Genomic DNA, 25,093 nt, shown 5'->3' on the forward strand with positions numbered 1-25,093 from the left:
GAGCAGGGTGGGATCGGGGTCCAGGGGTGGCGTCGTCGAGGTGGGCTCGTCCCAAGGGCTTGGTGGCCTCATCGGTGGGCCTCCGTGCGCGGTGTCGGGGGCTCGGCCGCCGTGAGGCCGCCCGTCGCCCACTTCCTGTCCTCCCCTGTCACCAGCAGCTCCGCCACGTCCAGTACGTGGTGCCCGGCCATCGACGGCAGACAGCTTCCCCTCGCCGGGCCGATCGCCGCCGCCCACTCCGTGGGGATCGCCGACGCGCCCTGGGTCGCGCCGGACAGGGCTCCCGCCACCGCTGCCGTCGTGTCCGCGTCGCGGCCCATGTTCACTGCCGTGAGGACCGCCTGGACGAAGTCGCCGTCCGCCGCCGCGTACGCGCCGAAGGCCAGGGCGACCGCCTCGGGGGCCAGGTCGGTCCAGGGGTAGCCGCCGATGACGACCGCGGAGCGGACCGCGCGTTCGCCTCGGTGGGCCACCGCGACCGCCCGGCGCAGGGAACGGGCCGTCCAGGAGTCGTCCGGGACCACCGCGAGGGCCGAGGCGACCACGGCGATCGTCGGCGCCCCCGCCATCGCCGCCGCCACGCCCGCCGCGACCGCCTGGCCGCCGTAGATGCCCTCGCCGTCGTGGCTCACCGAGCCGTCGATCGCCACCAGACGGGCCGCCTCGGCCGGGCGGCCCGCGGCGAAGACGCCGAAGGGCGCCGCCCGCATGGCGAGGCCGTCGCTCCAGGCGTGACGGTGCTGGGCGGAGATGGGGGCCGCGAGGCCTCGGCGGAGGTTCTCCAGCGTGCCGCGTTCGCTGAAGCCGGCACCCCGGAAGGGGCCCTCCGCCCGGTCCGCGATCCACTCGTGCCAGGCCGCCTCGACATGGGCCGGGGTGAGGGCCGAGCCGTGGCGGGCGAGGAGGAGGCCGGAGAAGATCGCGTACTCGGTGTCGTCCGTACCGGAGGGGTTGTCGGACACGTAGCCCGTGATACGGCCCCAGCGGGCGCGGATCTCGGAGGGCTTCATGTTCTCCGCGGGGGCGCCCAGCGCGTCGCCGACCGCCAGACCCAACAGTGCGCCGCGCGCCCGTTCGCGGAGTTCGGCGGCGTCTCCGGGCGCCGGGACCGAGGGGATGCAGGCGATGGATGGCATGCGCGGCCTCTCCTCCGGGGGGCTCCGCCAGGGCGCGGAGCCCTTTGCGGATGTGTCCCACCGTCGGCGGTTGACCTGAGCCTCGGGAGGCTCACTGTCACCCGGTCGACATCTGTGCAGGCATCTACACGAATGAGCGTTCTAAGGGAAAACCGCAGGTTAGCCCAGCCTTTCCTTGCTGGCGGGGAGGAATGGGCGGGCGTAGATTTGGCGTTGTCGAAGAGTAGAACTTGTCTAAAGACAGCCTTACCTGAGCTCCTGAGCTCCTGGGCTTTCCGATCTTTCTGGGGGACCCCTCATGGCCATCATCGAGACCGAGGCCGCGCTGCACGAGGCGCACCGTGACAATCACACGCACCGCGATGTGAACGGCGGCTGGCTGCGGCCCGCGGTCTTCGGTGCGATGGACGGGCTGGTCTCCAACCTCGCGCTGATGACCGGTGTCGCCGGTGGGGCCGTGGGGCAGCAGACCATCGTGCTGAGCGGGCTCGCCGGTCTCGCCGCCGGCGCCTTCTCCATGGCCGCCGGTGAGTACACCTCCGTCGCCTCGCAGCGCGAGCTCGTCGAGGCCGAGCTGGACGTCGAGCGGCGGGAGCTGAGGAAGCACCCGAAGGACGAGGAGGCCGAGCTCGCGGCGCTCTACGAGGCGCGGGGAGTCGAGCCGCGGCTCGCCAAGGCCGTCGCCGAGCAGCTCTCGCGCGATCCCGAGGTGGCCCTGGAGATACACGCCCGCGAGGAACTCGGCATCGACCCCGGCGATCTGCCCTCGCCGCTGGTCGCTGCCGTCTCGTCGTTCGGGTCCTTCGCGCTGGGCGCCCTGCTGCCCGTACTGCCATATCTGCTCGGTGCGACCTCGCTGTGGCCGGCCCTGCTGCTGGCGCTCGTCGGGCTGTTCCTGTGCGGTGCGGTCGTGGCCAAGGTGACGGCGCGGACCTGGTGGTACAGCGGGCTGCGGCAGCTCGCGCTCGGTGGTGCCGCGGCCGGTGTGACGTACGCCCTGGGCAGTTGGTTCGGAACGGCCGTAGGATAGCTCGGCTGGAACTTATGCGTTGGGCCGCATAAGTAGCCGTTACTCGCTGGTTTCGGATGCGTGACCACCGGGCATGAGCCGTAAGCGCTGTGGGCAATGACGCCTGCGGCGCACTCGCGGGGTGGGCGACGACGCCCCCTCCGCCCCCGGACCGACGGACATGGACCTGTCCCGCTCGATCCCCACATACTTCAAGCCATGGGCGCGGAACCCCTGCTGCAGCCCTTGGTGTCCGCATGATGGAACGGATTATCCCGCTTCCCGAGAACCGCCCCATCATGTAACCTGCACGAAATTTTGCACTCACGCAGAGGGCCAACGTCGTCCCTCGGCAATTTGCATATGCCAGATGACGACGACGGGAGAGCCGATGCGTACGCCGCGCCAGCCGTCCCAGCACTCCGCGAATGGCCAGAACTGGTCCTTCATGGATGCTCGCCCTGCTGCGCAGGGTATGTACGACCCCCGCAACGAGCACGACGCCTGTGGCGTCGGCTTCGTGGCCACCCTCACCGGCGAGGCGAGCCACACGCTGGTCGAGCAGGCGCTCACCGTTCTGCGCAATCTCGAACACCGCGGCGCCACCGGCTCCGAGCCCGACTCGGGTGACGGCGCGGGCATCCTGTCCCAGGTGCCGGACGCCTTCTTCCGTGAGGTGGCCGGGTTCGAACTGCCCGAGGCCGGTGCGTACGCCGTGGGTATCGCCTTCCTGCCGGAGGAGGGCACCCAGGACGCCGTCTCGAAGATCGAGACGATCGCGTCCGAGGAGGGCCTCACCGTCCTCGGCTGGCGTGAGGTTCCCGTCGCCCCCGAGCTGCTCGGTGCCACCGCCCGGTCGACGATGCCCGTCTTCCGTCAGATCTTCGTCGCGGACGGGTCCTCGAAGGACATCGCCCTCGACCGCAAGGCCTTCGTGCTGCGCAAGCGCGCCGAGCGCGAGATCGACGTCTACTTCCCGTCGCTGTCGGCCCGCACCATCGTCTACAAGGGCATGCTGACCACCGGCCAGCTGGAGCCCTTCTTCCCGGACCTGTCCGACCGCCGCTTCGGCTCGGCCATCGCCCTGGTCCACTCGCGCTTCTCGACGAACACCTTCCCGTCGTGGCCGCTCGCCCACCCGTACCGCTTCGTCGCGCACAACGGTGAGATCAACACCGTCAAGGGCAACCGCAACTGGATGCGCGCCCGTGAGTCGCAGCTCGTGTCCGACCTGTTCGGCAACGACGGCAAGGCCCTCGACCGCGTCTTCCCGGTGTGCACCCCGGACGCCTCCGACTCCGCGTCCTTCGACGAGGTCCTGGAGCTGCTCCACCTCGGCGGCCGCTCGCTGCCGCACTCCGTGCTGATGATGATCCCGGAGGCGTGGGAGAACCACGACTCCATGGACCCGGCCCGGCGCGCCTTCTACCAGTTCCACTCCACGATGATGGAGCCCTGGGACGGCCCGGCCTGTGTCACCTTCACCGACGGCACCCAGGTCGGCGCCGTGCTCGACCGCAACGGCCTGCGCCCCGGCCGCTACTGGGTCACCGACGACGGCCTCGTCGTCCTCGGCTCCGAGGTCGGCGTCCTCGACATCGACCCGGCCAAGGTCGTCCGCAAGGGCCGTCTGCAGCCCGGCCGGATGTTCCTCGTGGACACCGCCGAGCACCGCATCATCGAGGACGACGAGATCAAGGCCCAGCTCGCGGCGGAGAAGCCGTACGCCGAGTGGCTGGAGGCCGGCGAGATCGAGCTGTCCGACCTGCCCGAGCGCGAGCACATCGTGCACACCCACGCCTCGGTCACCCGCCGCCAGCAGACCTTCGGTTACACCGAGGAGGAGCTGCGCGTCATCCTCGCGCCGATGGCCAAGGCCGGTGCCGAGCCGATCGGTTCGATGGGCACCGACTCGCCGATCGCCGCGCTGAGCGACCGCCCGCGGCTGCTCTTCGACTACTTCACCCAGCTGTTCGCGCAGGTCACCAACCCGCCGCTGGACGCCATCCGCGAGGAGCTCGTCACCTCGCTGAACTCCTCGCTGGGCCCGCAGGGCAACCTGCTGGAGCCGACCGCCGCCTCCTGCCGCTCGGTCACCCTGCCCTTCCCGGTGATCGACAACGACGAGCTGGCCAAGCTCATCCACATCAACGCCGACGGCGACATGCCCGGCTTCAAGGCCGCGACGCTGTCCGGTCTGTACCGGGTGCACGGCGGCGGTGACGCCCTTGCCGCGCGCATCGAGGAGATCTGCGCCGAGGCCGACGCCGCCATAGAGAACGGCGCCCGCCTGATCGTCCTGTCGGACCGGCACTCCGACGCCGAGCACGCGCCGATCCCGTCGCTGCTGCTCACCGCGGCCGTCCACCACCACCTCATCCGCACCAAGCAGCGCACCCACGTGGGCCTGCTGGTCGAGGCCGGCGACGTCCGCGAGGTCCACCACGTCGCCCTGCTGATCGGCTTCGGCGCCGCGGCCGTGAACCCGTACCTGGCGATGGAGTCCGTCGAGGACCTCGTCCGCGCGGGCACCTTCCTGTCGGACATCGAGGCCGAGAAGGCCATCCGCAACCTGATCTACGCCCTCGGCAAGGGTGTTCTGAAGGTCATGTCCAAGATGGGCATCTCGACGGTCGCCTCCTACCGTGGCGCCCAGGTCTTCGAGGCCGTCGGTCTCGACGACGCGTTCGTCGAGAAGTACTTCAACGGCACGGCCACCAAGATCGGCGGCGTCGGCATCGACGTCATCGCCAAGGAGGTCGCCGCCCGCCACGCGAAGGCGTACCCGGCGAGCGGCATCGCGCCAGCGCACCGCGCCCTCGACATAGGCGGCGAGTACCAGTGGCGTCGCGAGGGCGAGCCGCACCTGTTCGACCCGGAGACGGTCTTCCGCCTCCAGCACTCCACGCGCACCGGTCGCTACGACATCTTCAAGAAGTACACCGAGCGCGTGAACGAGCAGTCCGAGCGCCTGATGACGCTCCGCGGACTCTTCGGCTTCAAGTCGGACCGCCAGCCGATCTCCATCGACGAGGTCGAGCCGGCCAGCGAGATCGTCAAGCGCTTCTCCACCGGCGCCATGTCGTACGGCTCCATCTCCAAGGAGGCGCACGAGACCCTCGCCATCGCCATGAACCAGCTGGGCGGCAAGTCCAACACCGGTGAGGGCGGCGAGGACCCGGAGCGTCTGTACGACCCCGCGCGGCGTTCGTCGATCAAGCAGGTCGCCTCCGGCCGCTTCGGTGTGACGAGCGAATACCTCGTCAACGCCGACGACATCCAGATCAAGATGGCCCAGGGCGCCAAGCCCGGTGAGGGCGGCCAGCTGCCCGGCCACAAGGTCTACCCGTGGGTGGCCAAGACCCGTCACTCGACCCCGGGTGTCGGTCTGATCTCCCCGCCGCCGCACCACGACATCTACTCCATCGAGGACCTGGCCCAGCTGATCCACGACCTGAAGAACGCGAACCCGCAGGCGCGGATTCACGTCAAGCTGGTCTCCGAGGTCGGTGTCGGCACGGTCGCCGCGGGTGTGTCCAAGGCGCACGCGGACGTGGTGCTCATCTCCGGCCACGACGGCGGTACGGGTGCCTCGCCGCTGACGTCGCTGAAGCACGCCGGTGGACCTTGGGAGCTGGGCCTCGCGGAGACGCAGCAGACCCTTCTCCTCAACGGCCTGCGCGACCGCATCGTGGTCCAGACCGACGGCCAGCTGAAGACCGGCCGTGACGTCGTCATCGCCGCGCTGCTGGGCGCCGAGGAGTTCGGTTTCGCGACCGCGCCGCTCGTCGTCTCCGGCTGCGTCATGATGCGCGTCTGCCACCTGGACACCTGCCCGGTCGGCATCGCCACCCAGAACCCGACCCTGCGCGACCGCTTCTCCGGCAAGGCCGAGTACGTCGTCAACTTCTTCCAGTACATCGCCGAAGAGGTCCGCGAGATCCTCGCCGAGCTGGGCTTCCGCACCATCGAGGAGGCCGTCGGCCACGCCGAGGCCCTCGACGTGACCCGCGCGGTCGACCACTGGAAGGCCCAGGGCCTGGACCTGGAGCCGCTGTTCCACGTGCCGTCGCTGCCCGAGGGCGCGGTGCGCCACCAGCTGATCGAGCAGGACCACGGCCTGGAGAAGGCGCTCGACAACGAGCTCATCAAGCTCGCCGCCGACGCGCTGGCCGCGGACTCCGCGACCGACGCCCAGCCGGTGCGTGCCCAGGTCAAGGTCCGCAACATCAACCGCACGGTCGGCACCATGCTCGGCCACGAGGTGACCAAGAAGTTCGGTGGCGCGGGCCTGCCCGACGACACCATCGACATCACCTTCACCGGTTCCGCCGGCCAGTCCTTCGGCGCCTTCCTCCCGCGCGGTGTCACGCTGCGCCTGGAGGGCGACGCCAACGACTACGTCGGCAAGGGCCTCTCCGGCGGCCGGGTGATCGTCCGTCCCGACCGGGGCGCCGACCACCTCGCCGAGTACTCGACGATCGCGGGCAACACCATCGCCTACGGCGCGACCGGCGGCGAGCTGTTCCTGCGCGGTCGTACCGGTGAGCGGTTCTGTGTCCGCAACTCCGGCGCGACGGTCGTCTCCGAGGGCGTGGGCGACCACGGCTGCGAGTACATGACCGGCGGTCACGCGGTGGTCCTCGGTGAGACGGGACGTAACTTCGCGGCCGGTATGTCCGGTGGCATCGCGTACGTCATCGACCTCGACCGCGACAACGTCAACGTCGGCAACGTCAGCGCCGTCGAGGCCCTCGACGACACCGACAAGCAGTGGCTGCACGACGTGGTCCGCCGCCACCAGGAGGAGACCGGGTCCACGGTCGCCGAGAAGCTCCTGGCCGAGTGGGACACCGCGGTCGACCGCTTCAGCAAGATCATCCCCAGCACGTACAAGGCAGTGCTCGCCGCCAAGGACGCCGCCGAGCGAGCCGGTCTGTCCGAGACCGAGATCACCGAGAAGATGATGGAGGCGGCGATCAATGGCTGACCCGAAGGGCTTTCTGAACCACGGCCGCGAGGTCGCCAAGTCCCGCCCGGTCGACGTACGTCTGAAGGACTGGAACGAGGTCTACGTCCCCGGCTCCCTGCTGCCGATCATCAGCAAGCAGGCCAGCCGCTGCATGGACTGCGGCATCCCGTTCTGCCACAACGGCTGCCCGCTCGGGAACCTCATCCCCGAGTGGAACGACTACGCCTACCGCGAGGACTGGTCGGCGGCGTCGGAGCGCCTGCACGCCACGAACAACTTCCCGGAGTTCACGGGCCGTCTGTGCCCCGCTCCCTGTGAGTCGGCGTGTGTGCTGGGCATCAACCAGCCGGCCGTGACCATCAAGAACGTCGAGGTCTCGATCATCGACAAGGCGTGGGACGAGGGCACCGTCGCCCCGCAGGCCCCCGAGCGCCTGTCCGGCAAGACCGTCGCCGTCATCGGCTCGGGCCCGGCGGGCCTGGCCGCCGCCCAGCAGCTCACGCGGGCCGGCCACACCGTCGCCGTCTACGAGCGCGCGGACCGCATCGGAGGCCTTCTCCGGTACGGCATCCCCGAGTTCAAGATGGAGAAGCGGCACATCAACCGCCGTATCGAGCAGATGCGCGCGGAGGGCACCCGCTTCCGTACCGGCATCGAGATCGGCCGCGACCTCAAGGCGACCGACCTGAAGAAGCGGTACGACGCCGTCGTCATCGCCGCCGGTGCCACGACCGCCCGTGACCTCCCGGTTCCCGGCCGCGAGCTCAAGGGCGTCTACCAGGCGATGGAGTACCTGCCGCTGGCCAACAAGGTCCAGGAGGGCGACTACGTCACCTCCCCGATCTCGGCCGAGGGCAAGCACGTCGTCGTCATCGGCGGTGGCGACACCGGCGCCGACTGCGTGGGCACCGCCCACCGTCAGGGCGCTGCGTCCGTCACGCAGCTGGAGATCATGCCCCGTCCGGGCGAGGACCGCGCGCCGCACCAGCCGTGGCCGACCTTCCCGATGCTGTACAAGGTCACCTCCGCGCACGAGGAGGGCGGCGAGCGGGTCTACTCCGTGTCCACCACCCACTTCGAGGGCGACGAGGACGGCAACGTCCAGTGGCTGCACCTCACCGAGGTCGAGTTCGTCGACGGCAAGCTGACCCCGAAGCCGGGCACGGAGCGCAAGATCCCCGCCCAGCTGGTGACGCTGGCCATGGGCTTCACGGGCACCGACCGTGAGAACGGCCTGGTCGAGCAGTTCGGCCTGGACCTCGACGAGCGCGGCAACATCGCCCGCGACGCCGACTTCCAGACCAACGTCCCCGGTGTCTTCGTCGCCGGTGACGCGGGCCGCGGCCAGTCGCTCATCGTGTGGGCCATCGCGGAGGGCCGCTCCGCCGCCCGTGGCTGCGACCGCTTCCTGACCGGCGCCAGCGAACTGCCGGCCCCGATCAAGCCGACGGACCGCGCGCTGATGGTCTGACGGCCGTACCAGAGGTGACCTGAGGGTCACTCCCCAGATGTCCCGTACAACGGCGTACGGAACTGAACGCGACGCTCGCCCTACTGTCCCCGACCGGACGCTGGGCGGGCGTCGCGACGCTTTCTGGCGGGTTCCCCCGGGGTAGACATCCCTGACGACCGATGGAACAACGGGAAGTGGGCGTGTTACTTTCGCGTCTCGGTCGCGCGTATCAACGACTGGCGGGGGATGAGTCGGTGGCGACGGGGGTGAGGCCGGTACGAGCGGACGGCGGGTCGGCCGACTTCCGGCGCGGGCCGCTTGTCGACGCGCTCTGCGGGCTGTCCTGCATGCGCGACCCACGCAGCCGCGCCGCCTTCGCCGAAGCCCTGGACGAGGACTACGGCATAGCGGCCACGCTGACGGGTGATGCTCGCATCGACATCGCACGGATGGTGCGCGCGGCCCTGCGTGTGTCCCAGGGGGTCCACGCGCTCGTGGAGACCACGGAACTCTTCGCGGGTGCCGAGGTCGCCGCGCAGATCGGATGCCTGCTCGACCCCGTCCGGCAGGACACCGACACGGGACCCGACCTTCGTATGGACGCACCCCTCGGCTGGGAGGAGCAGGCAGCAGCCCGCAGACTGCTGTCCATGCCCCCTCTCTTACCCGTGCGGCGACTGCGGGAGGGGCTCGTCCGTGAACTGTCCATCCCGCTGAGCCCCGACCTCGACATCGGACAGCTCTTCAGCCGCGCCCTCACGCTCAACAACCAGCCCGACGGGCTGCCCCCGTCCGTGCTCCTGCTCGACCTCGCCGCGGACCTGACCCCGCCCGGCGAACCCGCCGACCGCTTACGGGAGTTGGCCGCGAGAGTCGCCGGGCGGCTCGAACTCGGCCAGGCGCTCGAGCGGCGCCGCGCCGCCCGCGCCCGGCCGGTCACCGCGGCCGAAGCCCCCCGCTGTCTCCTCGTCATGGTCGACCCGGCCCGGGACGGCACCGCGGACATCGAGGTGCAGTACTGGGTCAACCCCGTACCCGGACGCTGGAACCCCCGCCAGGGCCGCTCGCGCACCACGACCCCCGAGGGCCTCGCGGACGCCGTGACGAGCGCCGTCAGGGCCGGGGCGCGGCTGTGGGCGGAGGCTCACGATGCCGACACCGGGCCCGAACTCCCGCCGCCCTACATCGAGTTCGCGCTGCCCTATGAGTGGCTGGTCCGCGATGTCACCGCCCTGCCGCTGGAGACGGGGGACGGCGCGAGTCTGCCGATCAGCCCGCGGTTCCCGGTGCATCTGCGCTGCCTGGAGCGGATGCGTGGCGGCGACCCGATCCAGCTCGCCCTCTGGCGGTCGAGGTGGCGAGCCCTGCACGCAGGGGGCGCACAGGTGCATCACTGGCGCGAGAACGACATGGAGCGCCTGTCCGACTGGCAGACCGAGTTGGCGCTGCACGGCGAGCGCACCGTCGTGCTTCTCGATGCCCCCGCGGGCGGCCCACCGCTCGCGGCCTTGCGTTCCGCGGTCGCGGAGGGGGTGGGCGTCGCCGTGTGGGATCGCCGGGGCGTTTTCGCCCACGAAAGCAGGGAACAGCTTCAAGCGGTGTTCTCTGCCGCGCCCACTCCCTCCCACATACCCCAGACCATCAGGCAACTGCGGGTGCGTGCCGCGCTCAACAAGTCCCCGGACATCGGGGAGCACATCGTTCTGTTCTGGGATGACCCGTATCGGCTGGTGGGAGCGTACTTCGACCCGCCCGAGCACGAGGAGCTCGCGGAATGAACGCCCGTGACAACCATGTGACGGCATCCGCCTGGCGCATCTTCAACGCCACGGGTGAACCGCCCGAGGAGCCCGAGGGGGCGCCGAAGCTGCCCCCGGCCCCGCCCTGGCGCGCCTTCGGCGGCGAGCCGCTTCAGCGTCCCGCGCCCCCGGACCGCGCGGGCGAGGTGCGCCGCCTCGGCGTCGTGCAGTCCGTCGGCCAACTCGACGACGAGAGCGTCGACCTGGTGAACGCGGCCCTGATCCTGCGCCGCCCGCTCCTGGTCACCGGATCGCCGGGCGTGGGCAAGTCGACGCTCGCCTACCTGATCGCCCGTGAGCTCGGTCTCGGCCGCGTCCTGCAATGGAGCATCGTCAGCCGAACGGTCCTCAGGGACGGTCTGTACGCCTACGACGCCATCGGCCGCGCCCAGGCCATAGCCTCCTGGCGGGGCGCGAGCACGGACCCGGCCGCGGGGGACGCCCAGCCGCCCGGACAGCCGCCGCTGGGGGACTTCGTGACCCTGGGGCCGCTCGGCACCGCCCTGCTCGCCTATGAGCGTCCGCGCATCCTGCTCGTCGACGAGCTCGACAAGAGCGACATCGACCTGCCCAACGATCTGCTGCACGCGCTGGAGAACGGCTCGTACGACATACCCGAACTGGTACGCAGCGGTCGCCCCGAGGTCGAGGTGTACACCGACGATCCCGAGGGACGGGCCGTGATCCGCGGCGGTCGGGTCGAGTGCCGGGAGTTCCCCGTCGTCGTGATCACCAGCAACGGAGAGCGGGAGTTCCCCGCGGCCTTCCGCAGGCGCTGCCTCCCGCTGCATCTGCGTCCGCCGAGCCGTGCCCAGCTGCTCGCCATGCTCGAAGCGCATCTCCAGGCCACCACCGAGGGCGCGGAGCGGATCGTCGACCAGTTCCTGCAGCGCATCGAAGGGGGCGGCACCCACTCCATCGATCAGCTCCTCAACGCCGTCAGGCTCTCGGCCTCCCACGCATTCCCGACCGGTGCGGACGGGGATAAGCTCGTGGAGACCCTGCTGCGCGACCTTGCGAAGGGCCGCTGATGGACGGCTTTGCCCGGGAACGCGCACCTGCCCCAGACGACAGCACCACAACACCGGGAACCGCCCCCGAGCACACGGGCCTCGGCGCGGCTTTCGCGGAGCACGGAGACGGTGAGGCCGCGCTGCCGCGGGGGGACACCGAGGAGGTGCTGCGCTGGCAGGACCTCGCCGATGCCGGCTGGCTCACCGACACCTGGATCAGGCTCGGCCGCACAGCGGCACCGGGCCCGCCCGCCGAGAGCCTCCCGGAACACCCCGCGGGGCCGCGGCCGGCACCGGATCCATCCGCCGCGTCCGCGCCCCACCCATCTGCCCGGCAGTCCTTATCGGCAGGTGAGCCGGCCCCGTTCACGGACCTGGGACCGTCCTTCGCCCGCGGTGCTCCCGCCGTATCTCCCGAGCTGATCGAGTCCTTCGAGCCGCCGCAGCCCGACGAACCGGCCGGCCCCGACGAGGAGCGGCCGCCCCGCCAGGAGCGCTTACGCGGGCTCGCCGCCGCCCTGGCTCGCGCGTTGCACCGGCTGGACGCCACGGTGCCTTCACGCGGCAGCGTCGAACTCGACGAGCAGGCCACCGCGGAACAGGGGCTCGCGGACGGGCTGTGGCTGCCCGTGTTCGTCCCCACCCCGGTCACGGCCCTCGACCTCGTGCTGCTCGCCGACAGCTGCGTCACCCTGACCATCTGGGAGCCCGAGGTGGCCGCGCTCGCCGCGGCCGCCCGGCACAGCGGGGCCTTCCGGGACGTACGTACGGCACGGCTGTCGCTCTCGTCCGAGGGCGACACCTCGGTGCGCTGGGACTCGGGAGCCACCGCCGCGCCCGGGGAACTCGTCGACGGCCGGGGCGAGCGCGTGTTCCTGCTGGTCACCGACGGGCTCGCGCACGGCTGGGCGGCGCCTGCCGCGGACCGGCTGCTCAGCAGGCTCGCCCAGGCCGGCCCCACCGCCGTCGTCCATCTGCTGCCGCCGCACCTGCGGCACCGTTCGTCCCTCTACCCGCATCCGGCCCTCCTGGAGGCGGGCGGCCGCAACGCCCCCAACACCTCGCTCGCCCACCGCCCCCGCCAGGAGGACCCGAACCCGCTGCGCCCCTTCCCCGCCGCGGACGACGGCATCGTCCCCGTACCGGTCCTCTCCCTGAAGGAGGGCTCCTTCCAGGCCTGGGCCGACATCGTCCGGGGCGGACACGGGGTGCGCAGGGTCCTGCCGATCGTGCCGGCGGGCGCACTCGCCAAGGGCACACCGGCCCGCGGCGTACGGCCGCCGCACACCGACACCCGGTATGCGACCAGCGCCACCGTGCACAGGTTCCTGGAGGCCGCCGGACCGGTCGCCCGCCGCCTCGCCACGCATCTGGCCGCCGCCCCCTTCGACCTGACGCTGATCGGCCAGCTGTGCGCCCGGATGCTGCCCGAGGCGGAACCGGCGGACATCGCCGAGGTGCTGACGGGCGGTCTGATCGACTGGGGGACCTGCCCCGACGCACCGGCCCCGGCGCGGCACGAGGGCGGCCCGTCGGCCGACGCGGGCCTCGCGGACTTCGCGCCCGGGGTCCGTGAGGCCCTGCTCGCCACCAGTACCCGGTCCCAACTCGCCCGTGTCGTCACGGCACTCGGTGAACTGCCGGCGGCCGGCGCCGAGGGTGCCGCGCTGCTGGCCGCCCTGCTCGATCCGCTCGAAGCGGAGCTGCCGGACCCCACCGCTGTCCGCCGGGTCCGGCTCGAACGGGCGGTCCTCAACGCGCTCTCGGGGCGGCATGCCCTGCGTGCCCGGCTCATGGACACCGTAATCAGCGCAAATGCCCACATTCAGGTGAATCCTGATGTTAAGAATATCGGTGATGTGGGCAGTCACTCGGCGCGACAGGCGAACGAATTTCAAGGAGGCGGAGTGCCGACTCATCCGACCACGTCACCGATGAAACAGACTCCGCCGCAGCTCCCGGAAGACCTGGCGCCCACCGCGGACGGCGAGCGCCCCGCCCCCGTCCGCACCCCCGAACCGCCTCCCGCGCGTCCACCCTCCGGTGCGGCCCGCGCCCCCGCCATCATGGGCAACGTGCCACCGCGCAACCGGTACTTCACGGGACGCGAGCAACTGCTCACCGATGTGGAGCGGCAACTGCGCGACGACAGCACGGCCGCGGTGCTCCCGCACGCCCTGCACGGTATGGGCGGCGTCGGAAAGTCGCAGATCGCGATCGAGTACGTCTATGCGCACCGGGCCGACTACAACGTCATCTGGTGGATCCCCGCCGAGAGCGAGAGCCTCATTCTCGGCGCGCTCGCCGAACTGGCCTCCCGACTCGGCCTCGCCACCAGCCAGGAGGCGAACATGGCGGTGCCCGCCGTTCGCGAGGCGCTTCGAACGGGTGTTCCGTACGACAACTGGCTGCTCGTCTTCGACAACGCGGAGGCCGTCGACTCGGTGCGCTCCTACTTCCCCACCGACGGCCCCGGGAAGATCATCGTCACCTCGCGCAACCGCGACTGGGAGCGGGTGGCCACACCCCTGTCCGTCGACGTCTTCAAACGGGACGAGTCGGTCAAGCTGCTCCAACGCCGTGCCCGCGATCTGAGCCCCCAGGACGCCGAGCGGCTCGCCGAGGCGCTGGGCGACCTGCCGCTCGCGGTGGAGCAGGCGGGCACCTGGCATGCCAACACCGGCATGGCCATCGACGAATACCTGCAACTGCTCGACGCCCGCCAGCCCGAGATCCTGGAGCTGGACCCCTCGCCCGACTATCCGGTGTCGGTGGCGGCGGCCTGGGACATCTCCCTCGACCACCTCACGCGGGAACACCCGGGGGCACGGCGACTGCTCGACGTGTGCGCCTGCATGGCCCCCGAACCCGTACCGCTGAGCGTGCTGCGCCTGGGGCGCGGCGGCGGCACCGAGGGTGCCCTGCGGCCCGTCCTGGCGGACAGCATCGGCCTCAGCCGTGCGACCCGGGTCCTGAACCAGTTCTCGCTGGTACGCCTCAACCACAGTTCCGGCACCCTCCAGATGCACCGCCTGCTGCAGACCGTGCTGCTCGCCAAACTCGACCCGGACAGCCGGGCCGCCATGCGCGAGGTCGCCCATCTCCTGCTCTCCAGCAACCGGCCCGGACACTACGCCCAGTCCACCCAGTGGCCCGAGTACCAGCGACTGCTGCCGCACATCAAGGCGTCCGAGGCGCATCGCAGCACCGACACGTACGTGCGGGAACTCGTCTACGACACCGTGCTCTACCTCTACTACTGGGGTGACCACGACGCCGCGATCGAACTGGCCAGGGACGCCTGGACGGCCTGGCTGCACGACAGCGGCGAGGAGAACCTGCACGTCATCCGCATCGCCAAGATCCTCGGCTTCCTGCTGCGCCGAGCCGGCGTGGTGGGGGAGTCCTACACCCTCAACAAGGACGCCCTGGACGTCTCACGCCGCGTCGGCGTGCCCGACGAGGACCTCATCGACTCCATGTGGCAGATGTCGGGCGCCCTGTGCTACGCGGGCCGCTTCACCGAGGCCCGGGACCAGGCACGGGAAGCGGTCGAACTGGCCCGTGACCGGTTCGGCCCCGACGATCTCAACACCCTTCTCGCCGCGCACAGTTACGGCGTGGCACTGCGTCTGTGCGGCGACTTCGCAGCGGCGAGGGAACTGGACACCGAGACCCATCGGCAGTGGGAACTCCTCAACGGCCCCACCGATGTCCTCACCCTCAACACGCTCAACGGGCTCGGCTGGGACATCCTCGAAGGCGGCGACTACCACGGTGGCCGCGAGCAGCAGGAGGAGACGTACGACACCTACCGGGCGACGTACGGGGAAGAGGCGCCGGAGACCCTCACCGCGGCCCGCATGCTCTCGCTCGCCCGGCGCCGGGACGGGGACCTGGAGGGAGCGGCGAGCCTGAGCGAGGAGACGCTGCGGCTGTACAGCGTCCGTTACGGCTCGAACTACACCGACACGCTGGCCACCGCCCTTCAGGTGACCGTCGACCGGCGGCTGCTGCGCGACCTGGAGGGGTCGCGGGCACTGGGTGAGCAGGTCCTCGACCAGTTCCGGGACCGGCTGGGACCCGACCACGCCTACACCCTGATGGCCATGGCCAACCTGGCCGCCACACACCGGGCCCGCAGCGACCTCGACAAGGCGGAGCGACTGGCGGACGAGGCCACCGAGCGGCTGGAGACGACCCTGGGGGCACGCCATGTGGTGACCCTCATGGTCATGCTGGGGCGGGCCAACAACCGTTACGCGAGCCTGGACTTCGGACAGGCACGGGAGATCGACGAGACAGCGCTCGAAGGGCTGACCGAGATCGCCGGGGAAGCCCATCCCGTGACCCTGGCCTGCATGGCCAACCTGGCCCTCGACCTGAGGGGCCTCGGCTCCACGGCCCGCGCCGACGAACTGCGCAGGCGGGCGGTGGAAGGGCTGTCGCGGGTGGTCCGCGACGGCCATCCGTGGCTGATGGCGGCCAGGTTCGGGCACCGTGTCGAAGCGGATCCCGCTCCCATGCCGCTGTAGCGACGGTTCCTCGACTCGGGGGCAGGGGAACGGCAGCGAGCAGGGGGCACACATGTCCACAGTGGTCTTCATCCATGGCACGGGCGTCCGTGAGCCCGCGTTCGGCGAACTGTACGGTCGTTTCAGCACCGGCCTGAAGGCGCTGCGCCCCTCGCTCCAAGTGGTCCCGTACTACTGGGGCGAGGCCCACGGAGCCACCCTTGCCGCCCAGGGCGCCTGCTTACCGCCCTCGTCGCCGGGAACCGCGCGCACCCTCGCCGCGCAGGACCCCGACGACGAGGCCTGGGGCGTCCTCTACGCCGACCCGTACACCGAACTCGCCCTCGCCGCGGCGGCCGGACCCGCGACGGAGGAACTCGCACCCGGGTCGACGCCGCCCGGCCACCGAATACGTCACCTCCTGGACACCCTCGGCGAACGGCTGGACACCGACGCCGAGGAGTTCGCTCGGCCGGACCGCCACGCCCTCGCCCGGCAGGCCGCGCTCCTGGCGTCGCAGCCTCTCCTGGGCCCCGCCAGTGACGCCCTCGACCCGGCCACCCTCGCGGAGGTGGCCGCCCGTGCCGTCGTCGCCGGCGCCGTCCGCGAAGCGCTCGACGCGGACGACCCGCTCATCCCCACCGGGGACCAACGCGACCGGGCCGTCGACATGCTCGGCGTAGCCCTGGGCGCGCCCGCCGCCGGCTCCGATCGCGGGCCCCGCAGGTGGCTGCTGCACCGGATGTCGAACGCCGTGGTGCGGCGCGTCGAACGCAGGCGCCGGCCGCTCACGGAAGCCGCCCATCCCGCGGCGGGGGACATCCTGCGCTACCTGGCCCGCGGGGAGCCCTTCCGCGCCGGACTCGCCGCGCTCGCCCTCACCTTGGAGCCCCCGGTGACCTTCGTGGGGCACAGCCTCGGCGGCATCATCGCCCTGGAGACCCTCATCAGCAGACCGCTGCCCATGGTGCGGCTCGTCGTCACGGCCGGCTCCCAGGCGCCCTTCCTCTACGAGACCGGAGCGCTGCCCACCCTGGCGCATCCCGCGCCGCTGCCCGCCCACACGCCGCCCTGGCTCAACTTCTACGACCCGCGCGACCTCCTCGCCCACGTCGGTGCGGAACTGTTCCCCGGGCGGGTCGAGGACCATCAGGTCCTGTCCCGTCAGCCCTTCCCCGCGGCACACAGCGCGTACTGGACCAACCCGGCCGTCTACCGCCGCCTGGAAGTCGACATCCCATGAAGGCCCGCCCCGTCGACCCCTCCCGGGTGCACGCGCTCATCGTGGGCATCGACTCCTACGCCGCCGGTGGCACCTGGGACCTGCCGGGACCGGCCCACGACGCGGTGCGGCTCTACCATCTGCTGCACGGCGCCGGGGTCCCCGCCGCCAACCTGCGTGTCCACCTGGCCCCCCTGCCCGGCGAGACACCGCCCGTGCCGTACCGCCCGGCGGACCACGAAACGCTGCGCGCGGCGCTCGTCGAGGAGCTGCCCGCCGTCACCGACGGCCAGGACCTCTGGGTCTGGTGGGGCGGACACGGCGTGCTCGACCGCGACGACCACGTACGGCTGTTCACGATGGACGCCACCGTGCGTGACAAGCGCAACATCGACCTCGACGCCGCGATGAAGCACTACCGCACCGACGCGGTCCCGGGCTTCCACCGGCAACTGTGGGCGATCGACGCCTGCGAGACCTTCGAGGAGGAGCTCGCGTTCGCGCGCCGACTGCCCACCGACGCCTTCCCGGACGGCCGCCGTCTCCTCGCGCACCAGCAGGCCGAACTGCGTGCGGCGGGCCCCGGACGGCTCGCCGCCAACGACCCCGCCCGCCGCACCGGTGTTTTCTCCGAACTGCTCCTCACCCTGCTCGGGCAGCGAGCCGACGGCCTCCCCGGCCTCCCGGACGAGGAGGAGTTCTGCGCCGCCGCCCGTGCGCAGGTCCGGGCCGTCGCGGGAGAGCACCCGCTGTCGTACGTCCGGATCCGTGGCGCCGGACGCGAGGACGTGGCGGCACCGCGTGCGACGGTGGCCGGAAAGGGTCTGCTGCGCAGAGCGGTCGACGCGCTCGTCGACTGCCCGGCCTTCCGGGATCCCGTTCAGCGCAGGGCACTCATCGACGCCCTGCCGGACCGGGTCGCGGGGCGGCTCCGGTATGGCGACAACGCCCGGATCGACGCGATGAACCTGCTCAACGGCCTCGACGAGGACACGGCCGCCGAGCTGCACGAGATCGTGACCGGGGCCGACGACGACCCCGCCAGAGCCACCGAACTCAAGGCCGCGCTCACGGAGTTCGTCCACGACAGAGACAGCAGGAAGCGACGCCGGGGGCTGCCTCCGGCGTGATCGCGCGGTTCCCCGACCCCCGCCGCTTCGCCATGATGGAAGGGATGCGGGGCATCGCGTGCCACCGTCCTGAAGGGGGACGCCTTGGACCAGTCCGTACGCTCCGAGCCGACATCGCGGGAATCCGCCGAGGAGTGGGAATCCGACCTCGTGGACCTGACCGGCGTACCGCTTGCTCCGTCGCACGGCCTGTGCCTGCCGACCCCTCCCGAGCGGCTGCTCATCGAGGTCCGGCGCCCGCGGAGCACCAGCACGGGCGGGCAGAACCCGGGCCGCGCGGACTAGGGCCGACGGTGAACGGCCAGGGAACCTATGAGCCTTTGAGGTTGGCCGACCGCCACCTCGCCGAACTGGCCACCGGGGGCGGGTCCGACGAGGCCCTCGACCAGCTGGAACGCGGCGAGCGGACCCGGCGGCAACTGCTGCTGGGCGCGTTGCACGACCGTCGCGACGCGCCCGCCGGCCCGCTCGGCTCGCCCGACGTCGCGTGGCAGGCCCTGCACACCGCGTACCGGCAGGACACCGGGCAGGTCGAGCGACTGCTCCTCGGCCCGGCCGTGGGCAGCTGGGTCGGGCACCTCCTGCGCCGGCTGCACGGCACCGCCGACGGTCCGGAACTGTGGACGGAGTGGGGTCATCTGCACCGCCTCGCGGTGAGCGCCGCCCTCCTCGCCGGCACCGACGCACACCTGCCGGTGCCCGTCACAGACGGCCGGCTGCCGCTCCCGGGACTGGGGATGCTGTGCCTTCCCGGGCGGTGGACGGGACACCGGGCGGTCCAGGCCACCGTGCACGCCGGCGAACTGGCCGTCGGCAGCGGTCCGGACCAGGTCACCCTCCGCCCCGTCCACGGGCCCGAGAGCGCGGTGTGGCTACCGCTGCGCAGCGTCGCCCCGGGCGTCCCGCTGGAAGACCTGGACCCCTACCGCGACCTGGACGGCCCCCTCCCCCCGGCCCGCCTCGACACCGCCGAATTCACGGCCTGGCGGCGGGTGTTCGCGGACGCCGTGGAGGTTCTCGGTGCCCGCACCGCACCCGGCCCAGGGCGACTCGATCCCGGCCGCATCCGCTCCGTCGTTCCCTGGGGCCGGGTCGGCGTGCTGCCACCACCGGAGCCCACGGTCCGCCGCTCCGCGACCACCGGGGACGCCTACGGCGCGATGGTGATCACCCGTCCGGCCGGCGGGGTCATGCTGGCCGAGACCCTGGTCCACGAGTTCCAGCACAGCAAACTCGCCGCACTGCTCCACCTGTTCCCGCTGCTCGACGACGACCGCGCCGAGCGCTACTACGCCCCCTGGCGCGCCGACCCCCGCCACCTCACCGGCCTCCTGCACGGCGCCTACGCCTTCATCGGGGTCACCGGGTTCTGGCGCGACCGGATGACCGACGGCAGCGCAGATCCAGGGACGGCCGCCTACTACTTCGCGCTGCGCCGGCTCCAGACCAGGCTCGTGGTGCGCACCCTCGCCACCAGCGACCGGCTCACCGCGCCGGGCCGCCGCCTGGTCGCGGGCCTCGCCGACACCCTCGACGGCTGGCTGCGTGAATCCGTGCCGGACGACGCGCTGCGTCGCGCCCGCACGGCCGCCCACCTGCACCGCACGGAGTGGCGGCTGCGCAATCTGCGCCCTGCGCGATCCTCGCCCCGGCCGACCGCCGCGTTCTGGCCCGACATCCGTACCCATGTCTTCGCCGTCCGCCCCGGTGTCCCGCGCACCGCCGACGAGTTCCTGGCGGCGGACGACCCGGAGGCCGCCACCAGCCGTTACGCCCGGCTCGATCCGGTGGATCCGCACGTGCGTGCGGGGCGTCTCGTCGCATACGCCACGCTTCACCCGGGCCGCACGGCACGCCGGATACTGGCCCGCCCCGAGTCCGCCCGCCTGCCCGGATCCGCTACTCCACGGTGAACCTCTGCCCGTAGACCCGCCAGGTCAGAGGCGTCGTCAAGGACAGGTTCCCGTCCTCCAGGAACCGCCGCTGGGCCGTGTCTACGCGGCTGGTGTCGGCACCGGGGCGCCGCTCCCGCATGGCCGCGCGGCGGACGTCGAGGAAGGCGTCCAGGTACGCCTTCTCCGAGCCGCCCCGCGAAGGGGACTCGGCCTTGCGCAGGGCGCGTTCGCGCAGAATGTAGAAGCCGTCCTCGTCGATGCCGGGGCCGTGGAAGACCATCGCGTCGTAGTAGACGAACTGGCCGAGCGTGCCGAGACCGTCGAGCTTGGCTAGGCGGACCGCCGGGTCGAAGTAGGCGCGGTCGCGCTCGGCGTCCTGGGCCTCGCGGAAGGCCTTCACCTCGGCCTCCGCCTTCCAGGCGGCCGGGAAGCCGGGGTCCAGGCCCTCGTGGGAGTCGGTGCCGTCGACCGCGCGCAGGGCGGGCAGGTACCGGGCGAGGCCGTTGTCCGGGTGGGCCTCGGTGTAGTTCTCGACCAGGGCGAGCAGGTCGTGGGTGCCGGTGCAGAAGCCGATCGTGCCGGCCGTGTAGCCCTGGCCGTCGTCGAGGTCCTCGATGTCACCGTAGGTGCGGCGCCAGTCCAGAGTCGAGCTCTCGGCGGTGGCGACGAGCTGCTGGGCCAGCTCCTTCTTCGCCGGCGCGGCAAGCCCTGGTGGCAGACTCGCGATCAGCTCGTCGTCCGCCGCCCGCTCCTGCTCGGCCCGGCTCTTGGCCTCCTGCCGGGACCCGTCCTGCGCGGCGACGACCGTGGGCTCGGCGCCCGGGCTTTCGCCGGACTCCGTCGAGACGAGGAAGTATCCGGCCGCGCCGATGGCGACGGGAACGGCCGCGAAGAGCAGAACACCGATACGTCTCACAGGGCCGTCCCTCCGCCCGTCAGCTCGGACACCCTCGCGACCGCGACCACCGCCAGCAGCACGAGCACGCCCACGCAGGCGGCCGTCTGGATCAGGGCTCGGCGCGGAGTGCGGGGGGCGTAGGCGTAGGCGAGGGTCACCGCGGCTCCGGTGAGGAGGCCGCCGAGGTGGCCCTGCCAGGAGGTGAGGCCGGCGGAGAGCAGCAGCCAGAGGAGGAGGAAGGCCATGAAGCGGTTGACGGTGCGCATGTCCGCGCCGACGCGGCGGGCCAGGACGTAGTACGCGGCGCCGAGGCCGAAGATCGCGCCGGACGCGCCGACGGACTCCGTGTTCACGTCGGTCAGCAGCAGCTCGAACACCGAACCGCCCAGCGTCGCCAGCAGATAGAGCGCGAGGTAGCGGACCCGGCCCAGCATGGGCTCCACGATCCGGCCGAGCTGCCACAGCGAGAGCATGTTCATCACGATGTGCAGCAGCCCGAAGGTGCCCTCCGTCGGCGGCAGATGGAGGAAACCGCTGGTCAGTAGCCGTTCCCACTGGCCGGCGACCACGCCCTCGGCGTGGAAGCCGGAGGGGTGGCCGGGCTCGTAGACGTAGTAGAGGCCGTCCGGGCCGACCAGCCGGGCGCTGAGCATCGCGAAGCGGTCCACGATCTCCGGGCGCGCGACCTCGGCCAGATAGGCCAGGACGTTGAGGCCGATGAGCACGGAGGTCACCACCGGCGTGGCGGCGATCCGGCCGCCGACGATCGTCCGTGCCTGCCGCACCGACCGCGCGCCCTCCTTCACGCACTCCACGCACTGATGGCCGACGGACGCCTCGCGCATGCAGTCCGGGCAGATGTACCGGTCGCAGCGGATGCAGCGGACGTGGGACTCCACCTTGGGATGGCGATAGCAGGTGGTGACCGCGGACTCGGTGGAAGGGGTGGAAGGGGTAGGGGTGGACTCGGGCTCCACAGCCGGCTCCTCGATGGGGACGGGACGAACGATGAGCCGGTGGGGTCGGCGGCGAACAAAATAGCGAACACCTGTGGACGGAGGGAGAGGCGGGGCCGTGGTGCCGTAACCTCGGCAACCAGCCAGGCGTACGAGGGGGAGATCATATGGCGGCGATCAGTCTCAGCAAGGTCGAGGAGAGCGCGCCCGCGCTGGTCAGCCTGTACAAGAGCGCCGGGGTGTCGCTGCGCAAGCACGGGCTGGACGGGGTGCGGGCCGCGGTCTACCTGGTGGTCGACTACTCCGGGTCGATGAAGCCGTACTACAAGGACGGCAGTGTGCAGGCGCTCGCCGACCGGGTGCTCGGGATGGCGGCCCACTTCGACGACGACGGGACCGTGCCGGTCGTCTTCTTCTCCACCGACGTCGACGCCGAGACCGAGATCGCGCTGGCCGACCACCAGGGGCGGATCGACCGGATCGTGGCCGGGCTCGGGCACATGGGCAAGACCAGCTACCACCTGGCCATGGACGCTGTCATCGACCACTACCTGGACTGCGGGTCGAGGGACCCCGCCCTGGTGGTCTTCCAGACGGACGGCGGGCCGATCAACAAGCTCGCCGCGGAGCGGTACCTGTGCAAGGCGGCCCCGCTCCCGCTGTTCTGGCAGTTCATCGGCTTCGGGGACCCGACCAGCAAGCAGTTCGACTTCCTGCGCAAGCTCGACGATCTCGCCGTGCCCGCCAAGCGGGTCGTCGACAACGCCGGGTTCTTCCACGCCGGTTCGGACCCGCGGACCGTGTCCGACGCCGAGTTGTACGACCGCCTGGTCGGGGAGTTCCCGAAGTGGCTGGTGGCGGCGCGGGCACAGGGGATCGTACGGCCGTCCTGACGCGTGGCCGGGGGTGTCCGCCCCGTTGGCGGGGCCTGTGCGGCCGTGTCACCCTGTGGTTGATCCGACGGGGAGGCGACGACGTATGGACGGCGCACGATCGGGGAACGACGGGACGACGGGTGCGCGGCGGTCCGCGCCGCCCGGCAAGGGCGAGAAGATCGCCGACTGGGCCGACGGACGGCTCGGGCTGTACGCGCTGGCCAAGGCCAACATGCGCAAGGTCTTCCCGGACCACTGGTCCTTCATGCTGGGCGAGGTCTGCCTCTACAGCTTCCTCGTCCTGATCCTCACCGGCGTCTACCTCACCCTCTTCTTCGACCCCAGCACCAACGAGGTCGTCTACAACGGCACCTACGAGCCCCTCAACGGCGTCCTGATGACCCGGGCGTACGAGTCCACCCTCGACATCAGCTTCGACGTGCGCGGCGGGCTGCTCATCCGGCAGATCCACCACTGGGCGGCGCTGGTCTTCGTCACCGGCATGCTGGTGCACATGATGCGGGTGTTCTTCACCGGCGCCTTCCGCAAGCCGCGCGAGATCAACTGGGTGTTCGGCTGGACCCTGCTGATGCTCGGCATCATCACCGGTCTGACCGGCTACTCCCTCCCCGACGACCTGCTGTCCGGCACCGGCCTGCGGTTCGCGCACGGCGCGATCCTGTCCATCCCGATCGTGGGGACGTACGTCGCCTTCTTCCTCTTCGGCGGGGAGTTCCCCGGCGAGGACTTCATCGCGCGGCTGTACCCGATCCACATCCTGCTGCTGCCCGGGATCATGCTCGGCCTGGTCGTCGCCCATCTGATCCTGGTCTTCTACCACAAGCACACCCAGTACCCGGGCCCCGGACGCGACCAGAAGACGGTCGTCGGCATGCCCTTCCTGCCGGTGTACATGGCCAAGGCGGGCGGCTTCTTCTTCCTCGTCTTCGGCGTCCTCGCCCTCATGGGCGGCATCGCCAGCATCAACCCGGTCTGGGCCTTCGGTCCCTACCGCCCCGACCTGGTGACCACGGGCGCCCAACCCGACTGGTACCTCGGCTTCTCCGAGGGACTGATCCGGGTGATGCCGGGATGGGAGATCAACTTCTGGGGCCACACCCTGGAACCCGGCGTCTTCATCCCCTTCTCCCTCTTCCCGCTGATCCTGCTCGCGCTCGGTGTGTACCCGTTCATCGAGGCATGGATCACCGGCGACAAACGCGAGCACCACATCCTCGACCGGCCGCGCAACGTGCCCGTGCGCACCGGCCTCGGCGCCGCCTGGCTGAGCCTGTACGCGGTGCTGCTGATCGGCGGCGGCAACGACATCGTGGCCACACATCTGCATCTGTCCATCAACGTGATCACCTGGTTCGTGCGGATCTCGGTCTTCGTCGTGCCGGTCCTCACCTACTACGTGACCACACGCATCTGTCTCGGTCTCCAGCGCCGGGACCGGGACAAGGTGCTGCACGGCAGGGAGACGGGCACCATCAAACGGCTCCCGCACGGTGCCTACATCGAGATCCACGAGCCCCTCTCGCAGGCGCAGCTGTTCACCCTCACCCAGCACGAGCAGCCACCGCCGTACGAGATCGGCCCGCTCGTCGACGCGAACGGCGTCCGGCGCCGGGTCGGCCCGACCCAGCGGGTGCGGGCGCGGCTGGCGCGGGCCATGTTCGGGCCGCAGACCCGGATCACCAAGCCGACGGTCGAGGAGTACCGCGAGGTCACCAGCGGCGACCACCACTGAGGGCGTGGGCGCTCAGTACTTCGGCTCTGCATTCCTCCGGGTCGCCCCAGGCGGTCAGCAGCGCGCGGGCCTTGGTCAGCCAGAGCGACAGGTCGTACTCCGCCGTGTAGCCGATCGCGCCGTGCAGCTGGAGCGCGGTACGGGCGGCGGTGTACGCGGCCTCGCAGGCCGTGACCTTGGCGGCGGCGACGTCGGCGGGCGCCAGGGTGAGCGCGGCGCCGAACAGGAGCGGCCGGGCGAACTCCAGGCCGATCCTGGCGTCGGCCAGGCGGTGCTTGACGGCCTGGAACGAGCCTATGGGCACGCCGAACTGGGTGCGCTGCCTGACATGGGCGACCGTCCTGTCGAGCAGGGCGTGACCGACGCCGAGGGCTTGGGCGGCGGTGGCGAGCCGGGCGTAGGTGAGGGCGCGGGCGGTGACGGGCTCGGGGCTGAGGAGCTCGCCGCCGGGGTCGAGGGGGGTGAGGC

General features: G+C 71.2%; 16 protein-coding genes. 12 read left to right on the top strand and 4 right to left on the bottom strand.

The window, feature by feature from the left end; all coding sequences use genetic code 11:
• Window positions 1–68: 68 nt before the first annotated feature.
• Complete coding sequence (locus L0P92_RS26105; protein ID WP_234765433.1) at window positions 69–1,136, bottom strand: ADP-ribosylglycohydrolase family protein; 1,068 nt, start codon at window positions 1,134–1,136, stop codon at window positions 69–71.
• 298 nt (window positions 1,137–1,434) lie between these two features.
• Between L0P92_RS26105 and L0P92_RS26110 the strand changes: the two genes are divergently transcribed.
• The 10 genes from L0P92_RS26110 (at window position 1,435) to L0P92_RS26155 (ending at window position 20,161) form a co-directional block, all read left to right on the top strand.
• A complete protein-coding gene (locus L0P92_RS26110; RefSeq protein ID WP_234765434.1) occupies window positions 1,435–2,166 on the top strand; it encodes a VIT1/CCC1 transporter family protein in 732 nt (243 codons plus the stop codon).
• Window positions 2,167–2,536: 370 nt separating this feature from the next.
• Complete coding sequence (gene gltB / locus L0P92_RS26115) at window positions 2,537–7,135, top strand: glutamate synthase large subunit (RefSeq protein ID WP_234765447.1); 4,599 nt, start codon at window positions 2,537–2,539, stop codon at window positions 7,133–7,135.
• Window positions 7,128–8,588, top strand: coding sequence for a glutamate synthase subunit beta (locus L0P92_RS26120; protein ID WP_234765435.1), 1,461 nt, complete (start codon window positions 7,128–7,130; stop codon window positions 8,586–8,588). The genes gltB and L0P92_RS26120 overlap by 8 nt, the downstream gene beginning before the upstream one ends.
• Window positions 8,589–8,749: 161 nt before the next feature.
• Complete coding sequence (locus L0P92_RS26125; RefSeq protein WP_273634097.1) at window positions 8,750–10,348, top strand: VMAP-C domain-containing protein; 1,599 nt, start codon at window positions 8,750–8,752, stop codon at window positions 10,346–10,348.
• The gene (locus L0P92_RS26130) at window positions 10,345–11,400 is read left to right on the top strand and encodes an AAA family ATPase (RefSeq protein WP_234765437.1); all 1,056 of its coding nucleotides are present in this window, start codon (window positions 10,345–10,347) and stop codon (window positions 11,398–11,400) included. Before L0P92_RS26125 ends, L0P92_RS26130 begins: the two co-directional genes overlap by 4 nt.
• On the top strand, window positions 11,400–15,917 hold the full coding sequence (fxsT, locus tag L0P92_RS26135; protein ID WP_234765438.1) for an FxSxx-COOH system tetratricopeptide repeat protein: 4,518 nt from the start codon (window positions 11,400–11,402) through the stop codon (window positions 15,915–15,917). Before L0P92_RS26130 ends, fxsT begins: the two co-directional genes overlap by 1 nt.
• Before the next feature lie 52 nt (window positions 15,918–15,969).
• Complete coding sequence (locus L0P92_RS26140; protein ID WP_234765439.1) at window positions 15,970–17,139, top strand: hypothetical protein; 1,170 nt, start codon at window positions 15,970–15,972, stop codon at window positions 17,137–17,139.
• Window positions 17,136–18,248 (top strand): effector-associated domain 2-containing protein, encoded by a 1,113-nt coding sequence (locus tag L0P92_RS26145; protein ID WP_234765440.1) that lies wholly within the window; start codon window positions 17,136–17,138, stop codon window positions 18,246–18,248. The genes L0P92_RS26140 and L0P92_RS26145 overlap by 4 nt, the downstream gene beginning before the upstream one ends.
• Window positions 18,249–18,332: 84 nt before the next feature.
• The gene (locus L0P92_RS26150) at window positions 18,333–18,533 is read left to right on the top strand and encodes an aldo/keto reductase (protein ID WP_234765441.1); all 201 of its coding nucleotides are present in this window, start codon (window positions 18,333–18,335) and stop codon (window positions 18,531–18,533) included.
• A 41-nt stretch (window positions 18,534–18,574) separates the two neighbouring features.
• Entirely contained in the window at window positions 18,575–20,161 is a 1,587-nt protein-coding gene (locus tag L0P92_RS26155) for an HEXXH motif domain-containing protein (protein ID WP_234765442.1), read from the top strand.
• Here L0P92_RS26155 and L0P92_RS26160 read toward each other — a convergent pair.
• Window positions 20,148–21,059, bottom strand: coding sequence for a chitosanase (locus L0P92_RS26160; RefSeq protein WP_234765443.1), 912 nt, complete (start codon window positions 21,057–21,059; stop codon window positions 20,148–20,150). The genes L0P92_RS26155 and L0P92_RS26160 overlap by 14 nt on opposite strands.
• Window positions 21,056–22,018, bottom strand: coding sequence for a rhomboid family intramembrane serine protease (locus L0P92_RS26165; protein ID WP_234765444.1), 963 nt, complete (start codon window positions 22,016–22,018; stop codon window positions 21,056–21,058). The genes L0P92_RS26160 and L0P92_RS26165 overlap by 4 nt, the downstream gene beginning before the upstream one ends.
• Window positions 22,019–22,164: 146 nt before the next feature.
• Here L0P92_RS26165 and L0P92_RS26170 point away from each other — a divergent pair, with 146 nt between their 5' ends.
• The gene (locus L0P92_RS26170; protein ID WP_234765445.1) at window positions 22,165–22,890 is read left to right on the top strand and encodes a vWA domain-containing protein; all 726 of its coding nucleotides are present in this window, start codon (window positions 22,165–22,167) and stop codon (window positions 22,888–22,890) included.
• An 85-nt stretch (window positions 22,891–22,975) separates the two neighbouring features.
• Window positions 22,976–24,625 carry a cytochrome bc1 complex cytochrome b subunit gene (qcrB, locus tag L0P92_RS26175; protein WP_234765446.1) on the top strand — a complete coding sequence of 550 codons (1,650 nt, stop codon included), beginning with the start codon at window positions 22,976–22,978 and terminating at the stop codon, window positions 24,623–24,625.
• Here the strand turns inward: qcrB and L0P92_RS26180 are convergent.
• On the bottom strand, window positions 24,603–25,093 hold a 491-nt coding region (locus tag L0P92_RS26180; protein WP_273634098.1), incomplete at its 5' end, for an acyl-CoA dehydrogenase family protein. The two genes, qcrB and L0P92_RS26180, sit on opposite strands and share 23 nt — an antisense overlap.

The sequence above is a fragment of the Streptomyces muensis genome, assembly GCF_021474425.1.
Lineage (GTDB): Bacteria > Actinomycetota > Actinomycetes > Streptomycetales > Streptomycetaceae > Streptomyces > Streptomyces muensis.